The organism is Streptomyces nodosus (assembly GCF_008704995.1).
GTDB lineage: Bacteria > Actinomycetota > Actinomycetes > Streptomycetales > Streptomycetaceae > Streptomyces > Streptomyces nodosus.
Window position 1 is genome coordinate 823,387 of record NZ_CP023747.1, and the last position, 15,471, is coordinate 838,857.

Annotated in this window: 13 protein-coding genes; 5 read left to right on the forward strand and 8 right to left on the reverse strand. The window is 69.1% G+C overall.

Translation table 11 applies throughout. The features are described 5' to 3' along the window. Positions 1 to 2 precede the first annotated feature (2 nt). On the forward strand, positions 3 to 530 hold the full coding sequence (locus CP978_RS03705; protein WP_043437496.1) for a DUF302 domain-containing protein: 528 nt from the start codon (positions 3 to 5) through the stop codon (positions 528 to 530). Between the two features lie 54 nt (positions 531 to 584). Here CP978_RS03705 and CP978_RS03710 read toward each other — a convergent pair whose 3' ends face one another. The 7 genes from CP978_RS03710 to CP978_RS03740 all read right to left on the reverse strand — a co-directional run bounded on the left by CP978_RS03710 (position 585) and on the right by CP978_RS03740 (position 7,194). Then, positions 585 to 1,349, reverse strand: a complete 765-nt coding sequence (locus CP978_RS03710) for an ABC transporter ATP-binding protein (protein ID WP_043437498.1) — start codon at positions 1,347 to 1,349, stop codon at positions 585 to 587. Beyond that, positions 1,346 to 2,146, reverse strand: a complete 801-nt coding sequence (locus CP978_RS03715; RefSeq protein ID WP_043437499.1) for an ATP-binding cassette domain-containing protein — start codon at positions 2,144 to 2,146, stop codon at positions 1,346 to 1,348. The genes CP978_RS03710 and CP978_RS03715 overlap by 4 nt, the downstream gene beginning before the upstream one ends. Further along, positions 2,143 to 3,021 (reverse strand): ABC transporter permease, encoded by an 879-nt coding sequence (locus CP978_RS03720; protein ID WP_043437500.1) that lies wholly within the window; start codon positions 3,019 to 3,021, stop codon positions 2,143 to 2,145. The genes CP978_RS03715 and CP978_RS03720 overlap by 4 nt, the downstream gene beginning before the upstream one ends. Next, positions 3,018 to 3,983, reverse strand: coding sequence for an ABC transporter permease (locus CP978_RS03725; protein WP_043437502.1), 966 nt, complete (start codon positions 3,981 to 3,983; stop codon positions 3,018 to 3,020). The genes CP978_RS03720 and CP978_RS03725 overlap by 4 nt, the downstream gene beginning before the upstream one ends. Further along, positions 3,983 to 5,506 carry an ABC transporter substrate-binding protein gene (locus CP978_RS03730; protein WP_043437504.1) on the reverse strand — a complete coding sequence of 508 codons (1,524 nt, stop codon included), beginning with the start codon at positions 5,504 to 5,506 and terminating at the stop codon, positions 3,983 to 3,985. Before CP978_RS03730 ends, CP978_RS03725 begins: the two co-directional genes overlap by 1 nt. A gap of 55 nt (positions 5,507 to 5,561) precedes the next feature. Further along, a complete protein-coding gene (locus tag CP978_RS03735; RefSeq protein WP_043437506.1) occupies positions 5,562 to 6,302 on the reverse strand; it encodes a DUF1684 domain-containing protein in 741 nt (246 codons plus the stop codon). Positions 6,303 to 6,543: 241 nt separating this feature from the next. Next, the gene (locus tag CP978_RS03740; protein WP_043437508.1) at positions 6,544 to 7,194 is read right to left on the reverse strand and encodes a CatB-related O-acetyltransferase; all 651 of its coding nucleotides are present in this window, start codon (positions 7,192 to 7,194) and stop codon (positions 6,544 to 6,546) included. Between the two features lie 323 nt (positions 7,195 to 7,517). Between CP978_RS03740 and CP978_RS03745 the strand changes: the two genes are divergently transcribed. Then, complete coding sequence (locus CP978_RS03745) at positions 7,518 to 8,663, forward strand: chitinase (RefSeq protein WP_174498604.1); 1,146 nt, start codon at positions 7,518 to 7,520, stop codon at positions 8,661 to 8,663. Positions 8,664 to 8,846: 183 nt separating this feature from the next. After that, positions 8,847 to 9,596, forward strand: a complete 750-nt coding sequence (locus tag CP978_RS03750) for an NPP1 family protein (protein WP_221501102.1) — start codon at positions 8,847 to 8,849, stop codon at positions 9,594 to 9,596. Positions 9,597 to 9,738: 142 nt separating this feature from the next. On the opposite strand, the gene CP978_RS03755 is transcribed toward CP978_RS03750, so the two are convergent. Then, positions 9,739 to 11,955, reverse strand: coding sequence for a discoidin domain-containing protein (locus CP978_RS03755; RefSeq protein ID WP_043437509.1), 2,217 nt, complete (start codon positions 11,953 to 11,955; stop codon positions 9,739 to 9,741). Positions 11,956 to 12,413: 458 nt separating this feature from the next. On the opposite strand from CP978_RS03755, the gene CP978_RS03760 reads away from it, so the two are divergent. Together CP978_RS03760 and CP978_RS03765 are read left to right on the forward strand one after the other, a co-directional pair. Further along, a complete protein-coding gene (locus CP978_RS03760) occupies positions 12,414 to 13,514 on the forward strand; it encodes a DUF1996 domain-containing protein (protein ID WP_043437510.1) in 1,101 nt (366 codons plus the stop codon). Between the two features lie 91 nt (positions 13,515 to 13,605). Then, complete coding sequence (locus CP978_RS03765; protein ID WP_043437511.1) at positions 13,606 to 15,357, forward strand: discoidin domain-containing protein; 1,752 nt, start codon at positions 13,606 to 13,608, stop codon at positions 15,355 to 15,357. Positions 15,358 to 15,471 lie beyond the last annotated feature (114 nt).

Here is a 15,471-nt window from a genome sequence, read left to right on the forward strand (position 1 = left end):
CCATGACCAGCGCGTCCGGGCAGTACACCGCATATCCCGTCCGCCGTCTCGATGTCGTGCTCCCGCAGCCGTACGACGAGGCCGTGCGCCGCTACGAGGAACTGGTTCCCGCCGTGGACCTCGCGCGCTTCGGTTCGCTGGGGACCTGGGAGGCCGTGCGGGAGCAGGCCGAGATCAACGCGCCGCACGCCTTCATGATCTATTGGAAGGCCGATGTGACGGGCCTCATGGCCACCTCGCCCTCGGGCTGGAAGTGCGCCGAGTACCTCATGGGCAACCATGTGACCGCGCAGGGCATGTTCCGCCACGACCCCGCGGTGATGCTGCACGCTCCCCTGCGCACGGTGCTCTACGCGGACGCCGAGGGGCGCACCCATCTGAACGTCGACCAGCCGTCGTCCCACTTCGCCTCCTACGGAAAGCCGGAGGTGACCGAGGTGGGGCGCCGGCTCGACCGGCAGCTCGCCGATCTGCTCGAGCTGCTCGGGGCGGAGGTTCCCGAGGTGCTCAGGAGCGCCGTTCCGGTCTGACGAGGGCCCGGGGCGGCCGCTGCGACCGCCCCGGCCCATGAGGGGCGCGGGGGGTCAGGCGGGCAGCCGGGGCACGCTGTCGATCAGGCGGCGGGTGTACGGGTGCCCTGGGTCGCCCAGCACCTGGGCGGTGGTGCCCTGTTCGACGACATGGCCGCGCTCCAGCACGGCGGTGCGCTCGCACAGGGACGCCACGACCGACAGATCGTGGGAGACCATCACCAGGGTCAGCCCCTGCTCCTGCTTCAGCTCGGCCAGCAGCTCGACGACCTTGACCCGGGTGGTGACATCGAGCGCGCTGACGGGTTCGTCGGCCAGCAGCACCCGTGGACGGCACACCGTGGCACGGGCGATGGCGATCCGCTGGCGCTGTCCCCCGGAGAACTCGTGCGGATAGCGTTCCGCGGCGTCGGCCGGCAGCCCCACCTGTTCCAGGGCCGCGGCCACCCTCGGCGCCGCGCCGGCCCGGGTCTCGATGCCCAGGGACCGCAGCGGCTCCGCCACGATCGCACCCACCCGGCGGCGGGGGTCGAGCGAGGAGTAGGGGTCCTGGAAGACGCACTGCACACTGCGCCGGAACAAGCGCATCTGCCGCCGGTCACGTGGGGACAGCTCGGCACCGTCGAAGAGGACCTGGCCGGCGGTGGGGCGGGACAGGCCCAGCAGCAGGCGGAGGAGTGTCGTCTTGCCCGCCCCGGACTCCCCGACCAGGGCGAGGCTGTGCCCGGCCTCCACGGTGAGCGAGACGTCCTCCACCGCGGGGGCCGTGCCGCCCCGGTGGTGCAGGGCCACGTCCCTGAGTTCCAGTACGGACGTCACCGTGCGCTCCTCCGGTCCAGGGCGGACTCCAGCTTCCGGGCGCTGGCCACGAGCGCCCTGGTGTACTCCTCGCGCGGGGCGCGGACGAGGTCATGGACCAGGCCCTGTTCGACGGCCCGGCCGTCCTTCATCACCAGGGCACGGTCGGTGACCCCGGCCACCACGGCGAGATCGTGGCTGACGAACAACACCGCCATCTCCCGTTCCCTCACCAGGGTGTCGATGAGGTCCAGCATCTCCGCCTGCACGGAGACGTCCAGCGCGGTGGTCGGCTCGTCCGCGATCAGCAGTCTCGGGGCGCAGGCCAGGGCCATGGCCAGGGCGACCCGCTGGCGCTGTCCGCCCGAGATCTCATGGGGAAAGGCGCGGGCGACGCGTTCCGGTTCCGGCAGCCGCACCCGTGTCAGCGCCTCGCGTACGGCGTCCCGCAGGGCCGCGCCCTTGAGACCGGTGCGCCGGCCGAGGGGTTCGGCCAGCTGCCGGCCCACCCGCATCAGCGGGTCCAGCGCGGTGAGCGGCTCCTGGAACACCACGGCGGCGTCCCGCCCCCGTACCGCGTTGAGCCGTTTCTCGCCGGCGCCCACGATCTGGGTGCCGGCGAGTTCGATGCTGCCGGTGGCGGTCATGCCGTCGGGCAGCAGGCCGAGCACGGCGAGCGTGGTCAGCGACTTGCCGGAGCCAGACTCGCCGATGAGCCCGAGCCGTTCGCCGCTCGCCACGGTGAAGGACAGGTCGTCGACGAGGGTCCGCCCGTCGGCGGTGCGGACGGTCAGTCCGCGGACGTCGAGAAGGGTCATGTGCGCCTCCGGCGCGACGCCGGGTCGAGGGTCTCCCGCAGGCCGTCGGCGATGAGATTGACGCCGATCACCAGCAGGACGAGCAGAATGCCCGGGGCGATGGCCCCGACGGGGGCCGTGGTGAAGGTGGCCTGCGCCTCCTGGAGCATCCGGCCCCATGAGGCGTTGGGCGGTGGTGCGCCCAGTCCCAGATAGGACAGGCCGGCCTCGGCCAGCACGGCGAGACCGAACTGGAGCGCGAGGTTGACGACCAGGCTGGGCCAGATGTTGGGCAGGACATGCCCGAGCACCGTACGCGGCCACGAGGTGCCGGAGGTGCGGGCGGCCGTGATGTAGTCCTGCGCCAGAACCCGTTTGACCAGGATGCGGACGAACCGGGCGACCACCGCGCTCTGCGCCAGGCCGATCGCCAGCACGGCCGAGCCGAGGGTCGCGGAGCGGGCGGCGACGATGAGCATGGCGAGCAGCAGCGTCGGAAAGGCGATCAGGATGTCGAGGAAGGCGGACAGCGTGTCGTCGAGCCAGCCCTGGGCGAATGCGGCGAGCACCCCCAGGGTGACGCCCACGGCGGCGGCGATGAGCACCGAACCCAGCCCCGCCTCGAAGGCGATCCGGGAACCGGTCATCACCTGGGTGAACAGGTCGCGGCCGAGTTTGTCGGTGCCCAGCAGATGTCCGTCCCCGGGCCCGGCCAGCCGTCCGCCGGAGGTGTCGTCGGCGGAGTAGGGCAGCCAGAACAGGGAGACCAGGGCGAGCAGCGCGATGAGTCCGGCCAGGACACAGCCGACGACGAGCGTGGCGGAGCCCCGGGTCCGGCGCCCGCCCGGCGCCGCCTTCCCGGGCCGTACGGGCCTGAGCACCTCGGCGGGGGTCATCGCGCGCCTCCCGAGAGTCGGCCGCGCAGCCGCGGGTCGATGATCCGCTGGACCAGGTCGGCGGCGAAGCCGATGAGCAGCACGGCGAGGGTGGAGACGAACAGCACGCCCTGGATGACCGGATAGTCGTGCTGGGCGATGCCGGTGGCGAGCATCGAGCCGAGGCCCGGCAGCGCGTACACCGACTCCACGACGACCGCGCCGAGCAGGGTCGAGGCGAGTTCGATGCCGAGCACCGAGATCACCGGTACGGAGGCGTTGCGCAGTCCGTGGTGCCACATCGCCTTCCCGAAGGAGGAGCCGAGGGCGCGGGCGGTGCGCAGATAGTCGCTGCCGAGGACGTCGAGGGTGGCGGAGCGGACATAGCGGATCAGGGAGGCGCTCATCACCAGGGCGATGGTGACGATCGGCAGGACCAGCGAGCGGAACGCCTCGGCGGGCTCGGACCAGCCGTCCTGGGGGAAGCCGCCCGCCGGGAGCCAGCCCGCGTTCAGCGCGAACACCGCGATGAGGATCATGCCGAGCCAGAACACCGGTACGGCGATGCCCAGCTGGGACACGCCGTTGAGCAGGGCGCCGTACCAGGTGTGCCGCTTGTGCGCGGCGAGGAATCCGGCGGGCACGGCGACGACGACGGCGAGGGCGAAGGCGGCGAGGGTCAGCGGGACGGTGACGTTCAGCCGGGAGGCGACCTCGGGTCCCACCGGCAGCGAGCTGACGAAGGAGGTGCCGAGGTCGCCGCCCGCCAGCTGCCCGAGCCAGTGGGTGAACTGCTCGGGCAGCGGCTTGTCGGACCCGATGGAGTGCCGTGCCGCGGCGATCTGTTCGGGACTGGCGCCCACCGAGGTGAGCGCGTTGGCGGGGTCACCGGGCAGCATGCGCAGCAGCACGAACAGCACCACGCTCGCCAGGGCCAGCGACACCAGGAGAAAGGCGAGACGGCGCAGCAGATAGCGGGCCATCAGCCCTTCTTCTTGATGTCGTAGGCGAAGAACTGCGAGTTGAGGCCGTTGAGCGGGTAGCCGGACAGCTTGCTGTTCGCGACGACGAGCTGCGGGTAGAGGTACAGCCAGTCGCTGGCGGCGTCCTCGGCGGTCTTGCGGTTGACCTTCTTCAGCAGCTCGGTCTGCCCGGCCGTGGTGGAGGCCTCCTCGGCCTGGTTCACCCACCGGGTGACCTGCTTGTTGTCGTAGCCCCAGTAGAAGTCGGGGTTGCCGTACCAGACGAGGTCGCGGTCGTTGACGTGCTCCTGGAGCGTGGCCGTGAAGGCGTGGTTCTTGTAGACCTTGGTGTACCACTCGTCCGGGGTGATCGTGTTGATCTTGACGGTGATGCCGACCTTGGCGAGCTCCGACTTGATGAAGGTCGCGGCGGTGGGGTGCGGGTCGTAGTTCGGGGTGTCCAGGGTGAAGCTGAAGCCCTTGGCGTATCCGGCCTCGTCGAGGAGCTTCTTGGCGCGGGCCGGGTCGTAGGCGTTGACCTTGGTGAGGTCCTCGTACCAGGGGTCGGTGGGCGGCACCATGGAGCCGATGAGCTTGCCGTAGCCGCCCCAGACCGACTCGAGCAGCTTCTTGTCGTCGATGGCGGAGGACACGGCCTGGCGCACCTTGACGTCCGTGAAGGGCTTGGCCTTGTCGTTGAAGGCGAGCAGCAGCTTGGTGGTGGAGTTGCCGTCGTTGACCTTGTAGTTCTGGTTGTTCTTGAACTGGTCGAGGGCGTCGGGCGACTGCTCGCTGGTGACCACGTCGACGGCGTTGGTCAGCAGTGCGTTGTTGAGGGCCGTGGCGTCCTTGTAGTAATGGAAGACGACCTTCTTGTTGCTTGCGGCCCTGCCCCAGTAGCCGGTGAACCGGTCGAGGCTGAGCGCGGAGCCGCGGGTCCACTTGTCGAGCTTGTAGGGGCCGGTGCCGTCCTCGGTCGTCTTCAGGTTCTCGGCCCGGGAGTTGATGATCCAGACGTAGGAGAGGTTGTAGACGAAGGAGATCGACTTCTGGGAGAGGGTGACCTTGACGGTCCGCGGGTCCGGGGTGGCGATGTCCTTGACGACCTGGAGGTTGGCCTTACGGGCGGACTGGGAGTCGTCCGCGAGGACCTTCTCCAGGCTGTATTTGACGTCCTCGCTGGTGAGTGCCTTGCCGCTGTGGAACTTCACTCCGTCGCGCAGGGTGAAGGTGTAGGTGAGCCCGTCGCCGCTGACCTTGTAGTCCTGGGCGAGCAGCTTCTCGACCTTGCCGTCGTCGGTGAGCTTGAACAGCCCCTCGTAGACGTTGCCGTTGAGGGCCTCGGTCACGCCCTGGCCGCCGCCCGCGGTGTTGTCCAGGTTCTGCGGCTCGTAGAGGGAGCCGATGTCGACGGTGGCGTTCTTGTCGTAGGAGCCGCCGGAGGCGCTGCCGCCGCCCGAGCCGGAGCCGCCGCAGGCGGTCAGGGTCAGGGCGAGGGCGGCCGCGGTGGTGGTGGCGTACAGGGAGGTCTTCTTGATGCTCATGGCGAGGGGCGCTTTCGTGCTGCGGTACGGGGAGCGGCGGGGTGCCGTGAAGTGATCAGTGCTGTGCGGGGAAGCCGTCGCGGAAGACGGGGCGCTTCTCGCCGGCCTCGACGGGCAGGTGGAAACGGTTCTGCCGCGGCGGCATCGGACAGTTGTACTGATCGGAGAAGCCGCAGGGCGGCACGAAGGCACGGTTGAAGTCGAGCAGCACCCGGTCGTCGTCCTCGGTGCGCTGCACGAACAGGAAGCGGCCGGCGCCATAGGTGGTGTCACCGTTGGTGGGGTCGCCGAAGACCAGCAGCAGGGTGCCGTCGTCGTCGAAGGCGCTCAGGGTGTAGTCGCGGCCGTCGACGGTGAGCGAGATGTCGCCGGGGACGACGAGGTCGCGGGTGCCGCCGTTGTCCCGGAGGTGCTCGAAGGACACCCGCCGGGCGCCGGGCACCGGGGTGTAGGTCGCGTGGAGCACCCAGGCCGGGTCGTAAGGGAAGGCCTCGACACGGTCGAAGTGGCGGATGGCGGGGGAGTCGGCGTCCCAGAAGCGCAGTCCGTGCTCGGGTTCGCCGGTGACCAGGTCGGCTCGCTGGAGCGTGGTGACGGTCACCGTGTCCGGCTGCCCGGCGCGGGCCGCCTCCGCGTCCGGGCGCTCACCGGCCGGCAGCCAGCGGGTCTCGACGAGGGCGAGGTTGCCGGTCGGCGAGGTGAGGGAGCGCCGGCGCTCGGCGCGCCAGGCGTCCCAGTCCCCGGCGGGGTCGGCGGCGGGCTGGTCGGGGGTGGAGTGGGACACGGTCGGACTCATTCGCGTAGACGGAACGCCGGCCTCACGCCGCGCGCCATCACGCTGCGAGAATGCATGGCCAAAGCATCCCCTTTATCTTTCATAAGAGGATCTAATGTCAAATGATGCCGACACATAGTGAGACAAGCCCCTCTCCAGATGGACACCCGCCGGTTGAACCCCCGCGGCCGGCGACCGGCCGCACCGGCTGCCCCATGAGGCGTTTCCGATTGCGGGAAAAGGGTGTTGGGCCCGGCGCGCGTCACAGGTGCGGGGCGTCCGGGGCCGCCGCCTCCAGGTCGGCGATGCTGCCCGACATGATCGTCCGCACCTGCTCGGTGATGTGCTCCACGGGCCAGTCCCACCAGGCCACCGCCAGCAACCGGGCGATGTCCCGCTCGTCGTAGCGGGTGCGGATGAGGCGGGCCGGGTTGCCGCCGACGATGCCGTAGTCGGGCACATCGCCGGTGACCACGGCGCCGGTGCCGATGATCGCGCCGTGCCCGATCCGTACACCCGGCATGACCGTCGCGCCATGACCGAACCAGACGTCATGGCCGACGACAGTGTCCCCTCGGCCGGGCAGACCGGTGAGCAGATCGAAGTGGTCGGCCCAGGAGCCGCCCATGGTGGGGAAGGGGAAGGTCGAGGGGCCGTCCATACGGTGGTTGGCGCCGTTCATGATGAACCGCACCCCCGTGCCCAGCGCACAGAACCTGCCGATGATCAGCTTCTCCGGTCCGTAGTGGTAGAGCACATTGCGCGTCTCGAACGCGGTGGCGTCCTCCGGGTCGTCGTAGTAGGAGTACTCCCCGACCTCGATCAGCGGGGACTTCACCAGCGGCTTGAGCAGCACCACCCGGGGCTGCCCGGGCATGGGATGGAGAACCGTCGGGTCGGCGGGCACAGGCATGGGGGATTCCTCTTCGGTGGCGGTTCCGTGTCCGGCCCATGATCGCGGCACCGCGCCGCCCCGGGACACCCGTTTATCGGGTCGAGGAGAGAGGTCCCGACTGCCCGAAGACCGGCGGGCGAGGGGATTCCCCTGGGGGCTTTTCAGGCGGATGAGCAGCAACAGCCTTGACTCTTCAAGTAGTTGACGGCCATGCATGCACCTGCCATGGTCTAGACCTGCATGCTGCAGATGTGTCCTACGGTCCCGTCGGCCGCCGTAGACGGCCGGTCGGCTCCGCCGGATCCCTCCCCACACGACACGACCTAGGAGTGCTCTCCTCGATGTCAATCCCCCACATCCGAAGACTGCTTCCGCGGCGCATACCCCTGAGCCGGCTCACGGTGGGTGCCGTTCTCTCCGCCCTTCTCGCCACGCTGTTCGTCTCCGCCCCCGCTCAGGCGGCCGACGGTCAGATCAGCGGGCTCGCCGGGAAGTGTGTGGACGTGGCGGCCGCCAACAGCGCCAACGGCACCGCCGTCCAGCTCTACGACTGCAACGGCACCGACGCCCAGCGCTGGTCCAACCCCGGTGACGGAACCCTGCGGGCGCTCGGCAAGTGCCTGGACGTCGTCGACCGCAGCACGGCCTCCGGGGCCGCCGTCCAGCTGTGGGACTGCACGGGCGGCGCCAACCAGCAGTGGGTGGTCACCGCGGCCCACGACATCGTCAACCCGGCCGCGGACAAGTGCCTGGACGTACGGGACAACAACAGCGCCAACAGCACCCGGCTGCAGATCTGGACCTGCACCGGTGGAGCCAACCAGAAGTGGAACGCCCCGGCGAGCGGGGGTGGCGGCGGCACGCCGTCCGGATTCGTCGTCTCCGAGGCGCAGTTCAACCAGATGTTCCCGAACCGGAACTCCTTCTACAGCTACAACGGCCTGGTGCAGGCGCTCAGTTCCTACCCCGGCTTCGCCAAGACCGGCAGCGACACGGTGAAGAAGCAGGAGGCCGCCGCCTTCCTCGCCAATGTCAACCACGAGACCGGCGCGCTGGTGTATGTGGTGGAGCAGAACACCGCCAACTACCCGAACTACTGCGACTGGGGTCAGCCGTACGGCTGCCCGGCCGGCCAGGCCGCCTACTACGGCCGCGGCCCCATCCAGCTCAGCTGGAACTTCAACTACAAGGCCGCCGGTGACGCCCTCGGCATCGATCTGCTCAACAACCCCTGGCTGGTGCAGAACGACTCCGCCGTGGCCTGGCGCACCGGTCTGTGGTACTGGAACACCCAGAACGGCCCCGGCTCCATGACCCCGCACAACGCCATGGTCAACGGCGCGGGCTTCGGGCAGACCATCCGCTCCATCAACGGATCCCTGGAGTGCGACGGCAGGAACCCCGCCCAGGTGCAGAGCCGGGTGGACGCCTACCAGCGGTTCACCTCCATCCTCGGTGTCAGCCCCGGCAACAACCTGTACTGCTGACCCCTTCTCCCCCGAGGGCGCGGACCGAGCACCGGCTCGGTCCGCGCCTGCGGTGCTTCCCGGCCCGCTTCACCCGGCTCGCCCCACCCCCCACCCGAGCAAGGAGTCGCCGTGCACCCCCCGACACCCTCATCGCACGACCCCGGCACCATCGCGGCCCGGCCCCGCCACCCCCGGCGGCCCCTGCGGTCCGCGCTCGCCGCCGTCCTGGGCGCCCTGGTGCTGACACTGGCACTTCCGGCCACCGCCGAGGCCGACGTCCTGACACTTCTGCCCCAGAACGCCGACGGCCTGGAGCAGTCCTTCTCCCCCGCCTACGACTACGACACCGACGGCTGCTACACCACCGCCGCCATCAGCGCCGACGGCACCCTCAACCCCGGTCTGAAGCTCGGCGGCGATGTCAACGGGCACTGCCATGACTACGCCCAACTGGCCAACGCCAACACCTACTCCAGGGAGAAGTGCAACAACGGCTGGTGCGCCGTGATGTACGCCAGCTACTTCGAGAAGGACCAGGCCACGCTCGGTCCGCTGGCCATCGGCCACACCCATGACTGGGAACATGTCGTGGTGTGGATCAACAACAACGAGGTCCAGTACGTCGCGGTGTCCCAGCACAGCGGCTATCAGCTGGCCCCGCGTTCGTCCATACGCTTCGACGGCACCCATCCCAAGGTCGTCTACCACAAGGACGGGCTGTCCACCCACTGCTTCCGCTTCGCCAACGCCAACGACGAGCCGCCGGAGAACGCCACCGGCGGTTGGTTCTATCCGCGCCTGGTCGGCTGGAACGGCTACCCGGACGGCCTCCGCGACAAGCTCATGAACGCCGACTTCGGCGCGGCCACCATCAAGATCAAGGACGGCGACTTCGCCTACGCCCTCGCCCGCACCCTGCCGCCCGGCATCCCCTTCGACCCCGACGCCTGATCGATCCCGACGCCTGATCGACGACGACGCCTGATCGACGACGACGCCTGATCGACGACGAGGACGGGCATCGGGCCGGAGAAGTCCGGTCCGATGCCCGTCGCCGTTTCAGGTCACCCGGTGGTGCATGACGGACTCACGGTCAGGGGAACTGGGTGATCTTGGAGGGAACGGTGCTGGTGCCCGAGGTGGGTGCCCCGGTGCTGTTGACCACATGGGCGTACTGGCCCTGGCCACCCAGCGAGATGACCAGGATGTCGTGCAGCTTGATGCCCGACTTCACGGGCACCTGGAAGCCGTGCGCCTGGACGATCGTGGGGTCGGAGGTGTAGTTGCAGTAGCTGCCCAGGCCCCACGCCTCATGGGTGTTCACCGAGTCGGCGACCTTGTAGGCCGCGTATCCGACGATGCCGTCATGGGTGATGGCGGCGGCGTTCGGGGCGTCGTAGGCCTTCTCGTTCTGGAAGAAGATCGTGCGGCCGCGCTCGCCGTTCCAGAGCACGTCGTACTTGTTGTAGTGCTCGACGAACAGACCGGTGGCCAGGACGTCGTTGCCGTTGACCACCAGCCCGTAGTCGGCCCGGTTGGTGTTCCAGCCGACGCCGCTGCCGTGGTCGGCGCGCCACATCCAGGTGTGGTCGATCAGAACGTTGTTGCTGTTGACGACCACGGAGTTGGTGGCCAGGCCGGGGCCCGCACCGCCGATCCGGATGAAGACGTCCTGCATGCTGGTGGGGTTGGCGGAGTGGTCGGCCGTGGAGCCGGGCTGGCCGATCCGCAGCAGGGTGTCGGAGTTGGCGGAGCCGGCGTCGATGAGGAAGCCGGCGAGCTTGACCCCGTCGACATCGGCGACATGCATCGCGTCGATGCCGTTGTCGGGGACGAAGGTGGCGAGGCCGAGGCCGAGCACCACCGTGTTGGCCCGGTTCACATTGAGGGTCTGGTTCAGGTGGTACACACCCGGGGTGACCAGCAGGTTGAGGCCCTGGTCCAGAGCGGCGTTGATCGTCGCGGCGGTCGCGCCCGGCTTGACCACGTAGAACTGGTCCAGCGGGAGCGAGGTGCCGGCGTTCGCGGGCCAGGACACGCCACGGGCGTTGGTGCGCTTGGCGGGGACGAACACCTTGTAGGTGGAACCGTCCAGGTACAGGAACGGCTTCTCCCGGGAGACCGGGGTGGTGTCCAGCGTGGTGTACGAACCGGTGGCGAAGTCGGTCGCCGGGGCGCCCTGGACACCCGTGAACGTCATGTTCCAGACGCCGTTGGTCCAGCCGCCGACCGAGCTGTCCCGGGTGTACCACTGCTGCTGGGAGTAGGGGCCGACGGTGCCGTCGATCTTCGAGTCGGCGATATAGCCGCCGGAGGCCCAGCCGTAGCCGTTCGGGGCGAGGTTGAGGCCGCCCTGGACATGGATCCGGCGGAACGGCGCGGCCTGGGCGACGGCCCAGCGGTCGTCCCCGTTGACGGGCCGGACGGCGAGGTTCTCCGCCGAACGCCAGAAGTTCTGGGTGGCGTTGCCGTTGAACCAGCCCGCGTCGACGGTGATGTCACCGTTGATCTTGGTGTCGTCCGGGTTGAGGCCCAGCCCGGAGATCGAGGTGTAGAAGCCGATCTGGGCGTTGATGTTGTTGTAGGTGCCCGGCTTCAGCAGGAACTGGTAGCGGCCGCTGCCGAACTGGTTGGACTCCTGCTGGGCGAAGACCTGGTCGAACTTCTGCTGGAGATTGGGCGTCGAGGGGTCGACGACGATGACGTTCGGTCCGAGGTCGCCGCCGCCCTCGACGGGCGGGGTGCTGCCGGAGGAGCCGGTGTGGACGGCGACCTCCCACAGGGAGTAGCCGTAGCCCGTCCCGCGGGCCGTGCCGTTGATGCGGACGTACCGGCCCGAGCCGCTGACGTCATAGGAGGCCGTGCCACCGCTCGCGCCGGTGACGCTCTTCAGGGTGTTCCACTTCTGGCCGTCGGTGGAGGCCTGGATCTGGAAGTCCTTGCCGTAGGCGGCCTCCCAGCTGAGGTCGACCTTGCACAGGTCCTGGACCGAGCCCAGGTCGACCTGCACCCACTGGGGGTCGGACCACTCGCTGGACCAGCGGGTGCCCGGGTCACCGTCGAAGGCGGCGGACGCGGGGGTGCCCGCGTTCTCCGTGGAGGAGGCCGAGGCCGGCTTGCCCTTCGCGGCGTTGTCCGTGCCGCACGCGGACGCGGCGGTGGTCCCGAAGACGTTCTCGGCGGACGAGGACGTGGCCGTCCTGCTCGGGGACAGAGGGAATCCGGCCGCGGCGGCCGATGGATGGGTGGCGGGCAAGGTGATCAGCGCTGCCGTGGCGGCCAGCGCAACACCCAGGGCTCTGAGTCTCATGTCGGCTTCCCTGCGGGTGCAAGTAGGGGGAGGGGGGTGTGGCGAGCAAGGGCATGACAAACGGGAACGCCCTGCCCGCCGCTGTCCCACGGACCGGCCACCTGACCTTCCAGGATCGGCTCGGAAGGTGAACAGGCCCGAGAGACGGCTTAGTTCAGGACTTGATTTAACTGATGATTCGAGACTTCCGACAAGCCCCCGGACACAGGAATCTTTCAAGTCCTGGCCATGGGGGCGTTCTCGCAGGTGGACCCCGCGTTCAAGAAGTGATGCGATCACGGGTCGGCTTTGATCCTTCCGCCGGATCCCTTGACACCCTCACACAGCGCCTCAACACTCCCTGGCGGGAGAGCGCTCTCCCGTGACCCAGCCGGTCATGACGCCCCGTCGCTTCCTGACGCTCCGTCATGTCGTGGGTCACGCGACCTCCACCACCCCCCCTCATTCAGGAGGTCTCCATGCCACGGAGATCGAAGACCCTCTCAGGAACGCTGATCGCGGGCGCGCTGCTGCTGACCTCGTTCGGCCTCGCCGGCATCGCCACCAGCGCCGGTGCGCCCGTGCCGGGCAGCGACGCGGACGCGGCGTTCAGCGCGACCCACTCCGGCCACACCATGGCGGTGTCGACCGCCGCCTCGATCGAGGACCCCGACGGCGACGGCTACATACCCGCGAACCCTCCGGTCACCGGTGTGGAGCCGTCCACGGCGAATCCGCCGCACCGCTACTTCCACGAGTTCCAGGCCAACTGTTCGGCGAGCCATCACGCGCCCGACGACCCCATCGTCTATCCGCAACAGCCGGGCAAGTCCCATGACCACACCTTCATGGGCAACACCACCACCAACGCCAACAGCACCACGGCCTCCCTGGACGCGGGCGGCACCACCTGTGTCGTGCCCGGGGACAAGTCGGGCTACTGGGTGCCCACGGTCTACAACGGCAACAAGGAGGTGCTGCCGGTCGGCCCGCAGACGATCTACTACAAGACGGGCGTCGCCGACTACACCAGCGTCCGGCCCTTCCCCAAGGGGCTGCGCTTCGTGGTGGCCAACCCGATGCAGAGCGCCGACGACTTCCGGCACAGCCCGGGCTTCGTCGAGGGCTGGGAGTGCGGCGACAGCTACTTCAACGTCGACTTCCCGGCCTCCTGCCCCAACCGGGCCGACGTCCAGCTCAACATCCGCTTCCAGGCCCCCAGTTGCTGGGACGGAAAGTACCTCGACACCCCCGACCACCGCAGCCACATGGCCTACCCGGTGGTCAGGCCCGGCACCAACGACAACATGTGCCCGGCCGACCACCCGGTCGCGCTGCCGATGATCGAGTTCAAGATGGCGTTCCCGGTCAACGGTGACATGTCCCAGGTGCGGCTGGCGAGCGGAGCCGCCTGGTCGTACCACTACGACTTCTTCAACGCCTGGGACGACGCCACCCTCAAGGCCATGGTCGACCACTGCATCGTCGGCGGTCTGCAGTGCAACGCCCGCGGCTACGACGAGGCACATCCCGAAGCGGGAGCGGCGCTCGACGCGAACTACCAGCTCCCCAAGCACTGAACCCGCGGCACCCGTACGGTCCGGCCGCCGCCCCGGCGCGGCCGGACCGGTCCTCCCCCTCTCCCCGCCCCCCCACATCGGAGAAGCCTCCATGCCCCCAGCCCGCAAGCGCACCCTCCGTCCGACCGCACCCCTGATCGCCGGCGCCCTGACGATCGGCGCCCTCGTCCTCCCGGCCCAGACCGAGGCCCAGGCCGCCGGCAGCGTGGTCAAGGTGACCGGAAGCCAGGGCAACTGGCAGCTGACGGTGGACGGAAGCCCGTATCAGCTCAAGGGTCTGACCTGGGGTCCGTCCGCCGCCGACGCCGAGAGGTATATGCCCGACCTCGCCTCCATGGGCGTCAACACCATCCGCACCTGGGGCACGGACGCCTCCAGCAGGCCCCTGCTGGACTCCGCGGCCGCCCACGGCATCAAGGTCGTCGCCGGCTTCTGGCTGCAGCCCGGCGGTGGGCCGGGCAGCGGCGGCTGCGTCGACTATGTCACCGACACCTCGTACAAGAACCAGGCGATGAGCGAGTTCACCAACTGGGTGTCGACCTACAAGGACCACCCCGGTGTGCTCATGTGGGACGTCGGCAACGAGTCCGTCCTGGGCCTGCAGAACTGCTACAGCGGCGACCAGCTGGAGAGGGAGCGCGACGCCTACACCGGCTTCGTCAACGACGTCGCCCGAAAGATCCACGGCATCGACCCGAACCATCCCGTCACCTCCACGGACGCATGGGTCGGCGCATGGCCGTACTTCAAGAAGAACGCACCCGACCTCGATCTGTACGCCGTCAACGCCTACAACGCCGTCTGCGACATCAAGTCGGCGTGGCAGCAGGGCGGTTACACCAAGCCGTACATCGTGACCGAGACCGGACCCGCCGGGGAATGGGAGGTGCCCGACGACGCCAACGGTGTTCCGCAGGAGCCCACCGACCAGGCCAAGGCCGACGGGTACACCAGGGCGTGGGGCTGTATCACCGGGCACCAGGGGGTGGCCCTCGGCGCCACCATGTTCCACTACGGCACCGAGTACGACTTCGGCGGCATCTGGTTCAACCTGCTGCCCGCCGGGCAGAAGCGGCTGTCGTACTACGCGGTGAAGAGGGCCTACGGGAAGGACACCTCCCACGACAACACCCCGCCCGTCATCTCCGACCTGACCGTCGAGGGCGGTGCCGGCTCGGTGCAGGCGGGGCGTGATCTCACCCTCGCGGTCCGGGCCACCGATCCCGACGGCGACCGGATCTCCTACGAGGTCCTCGACAACAGCAAGTACATCGACCAGAGCAGCCAGCTGAACTCCCGGTCCTTCACGGACCTCGGTGGCGGCCGGCTGAGGGTCACGGCTCCGGACCGTCCGGGCGTCTGGAAGGTCTATGTCAAGGCCACGGACGGCCGGGGGAACGTCGGCGTCGAGACCCGGTCGATCAGGGTCGTCCCCCCGCAGGTGAACGGGGTCAATGTGGCGCTGGGCAAGCCGGCCACCGCCTCCTCGTACCAGACCGGCGGCGGCGACTGCCCCTGCACCGCCGCGAACGCCGTCGACGGCAAGCTGGACACCCGCTGGGCGAGCGACTGGAGCGATCCCCAGTGGATCCAGGTCGACCTCGGCGCCGGCACCACGTTCACGCATGTACAGCTGGTCTGGGAGACCGCCTATGCGAAGGGGTACACCCTCCAGACCTCCGACGACGGGCAGAACTGGCGCACCGTCCGCGAGGTGACTGACGGCAACGGCGGCGTGGACGACCTCGACGTCACCGGGACCGGTCGCTACGTCCGCGTCAACGCCACGGCACGCGGGACGGCTTGGGGCTATTCGCTCTACGAGTTCGGAGTCTACAAGTGACCGCGACCGTGAAGGGAGCCGGGCCGCGGGCATGAGCCGCAGCAGGGCCGGGGCCGGCAGCGGGCGGGGCGTTCCCCAAGAACGCTCTGTCCGCTGCCGCGCCCTGCCCGTTAG

Excerpts from the sequence above, each read along its gene's own strand:
- CP978_RS03705 (WP_043437496.1), top strand. The coding sequence starts at position 3 with ATGACCAGCGCGTCCGGGCAGTACACCGCATATCCCGTCCGCCGTCTC.
- CP978_RS03715 (WP_043437499.1), bottom strand. The coding sequence starts at position 2,146 with ATGACCCTTCTCGACGTCCGCGGACTGACCGTCCGCACCGCCGACGGG.
- CP978_RS03720 (WP_043437500.1), bottom strand. The coding sequence starts at position 3,021 with ATGACCCCCGCCGAGGTGCTCAGGCCCGTACGGCCCGGGAAGGCGGCG.
- CP978_RS03725 (WP_043437502.1), bottom strand. The coding sequence starts at position 3,983 with ATGGCCCGCTATCTGCTGCGCCGTCTCGCCTTTCTCCTGGTGTCGCTG.
- CP978_RS03730 (WP_043437504.1), bottom strand. The coding sequence starts at position 5,506 with ATGAGCATCAAGAAGACCTCCCTGTACGCCACCACCACCGCGGCCGCC.
- CP978_RS03735 (WP_043437506.1), bottom strand. The coding sequence starts at position 6,302 with ATGAGTCCGACCGTGTCCCACTCCACCCCCGACCAGCCCGCCGCCGAC.
- CP978_RS03740 (WP_043437508.1), bottom strand. The coding sequence starts at position 7,194 with ATGCCTGTGCCCGCCGACCCGACGGTTCTCCATCCCATGCCCGGGCAG.
- CP978_RS03745 (WP_174498604.1), top strand. The coding sequence starts at position 7,518 with ATGTCAATCCCCCACATCCGAAGACTGCTTCCGCGGCGCATACCCCTG.
- CP978_RS03755 (WP_043437509.1), bottom strand. The coding sequence starts at position 11,955 with ATGAGACTCAGAGCCCTGGGTGTTGCGCTGGCCGCCACGGCAGCGCTG.
- CP978_RS03760 (WP_043437510.1), top strand. The coding sequence starts at position 12,414 with ATGCCACGGAGATCGAAGACCCTCTCAGGAACGCTGATCGCGGGCGCG.
- CP978_RS03765 (WP_043437511.1), top strand. The coding sequence starts at position 13,606 with ATGCCCCCAGCCCGCAAGCGCACCCTCCGTCCGACCGCACCCCTGATC.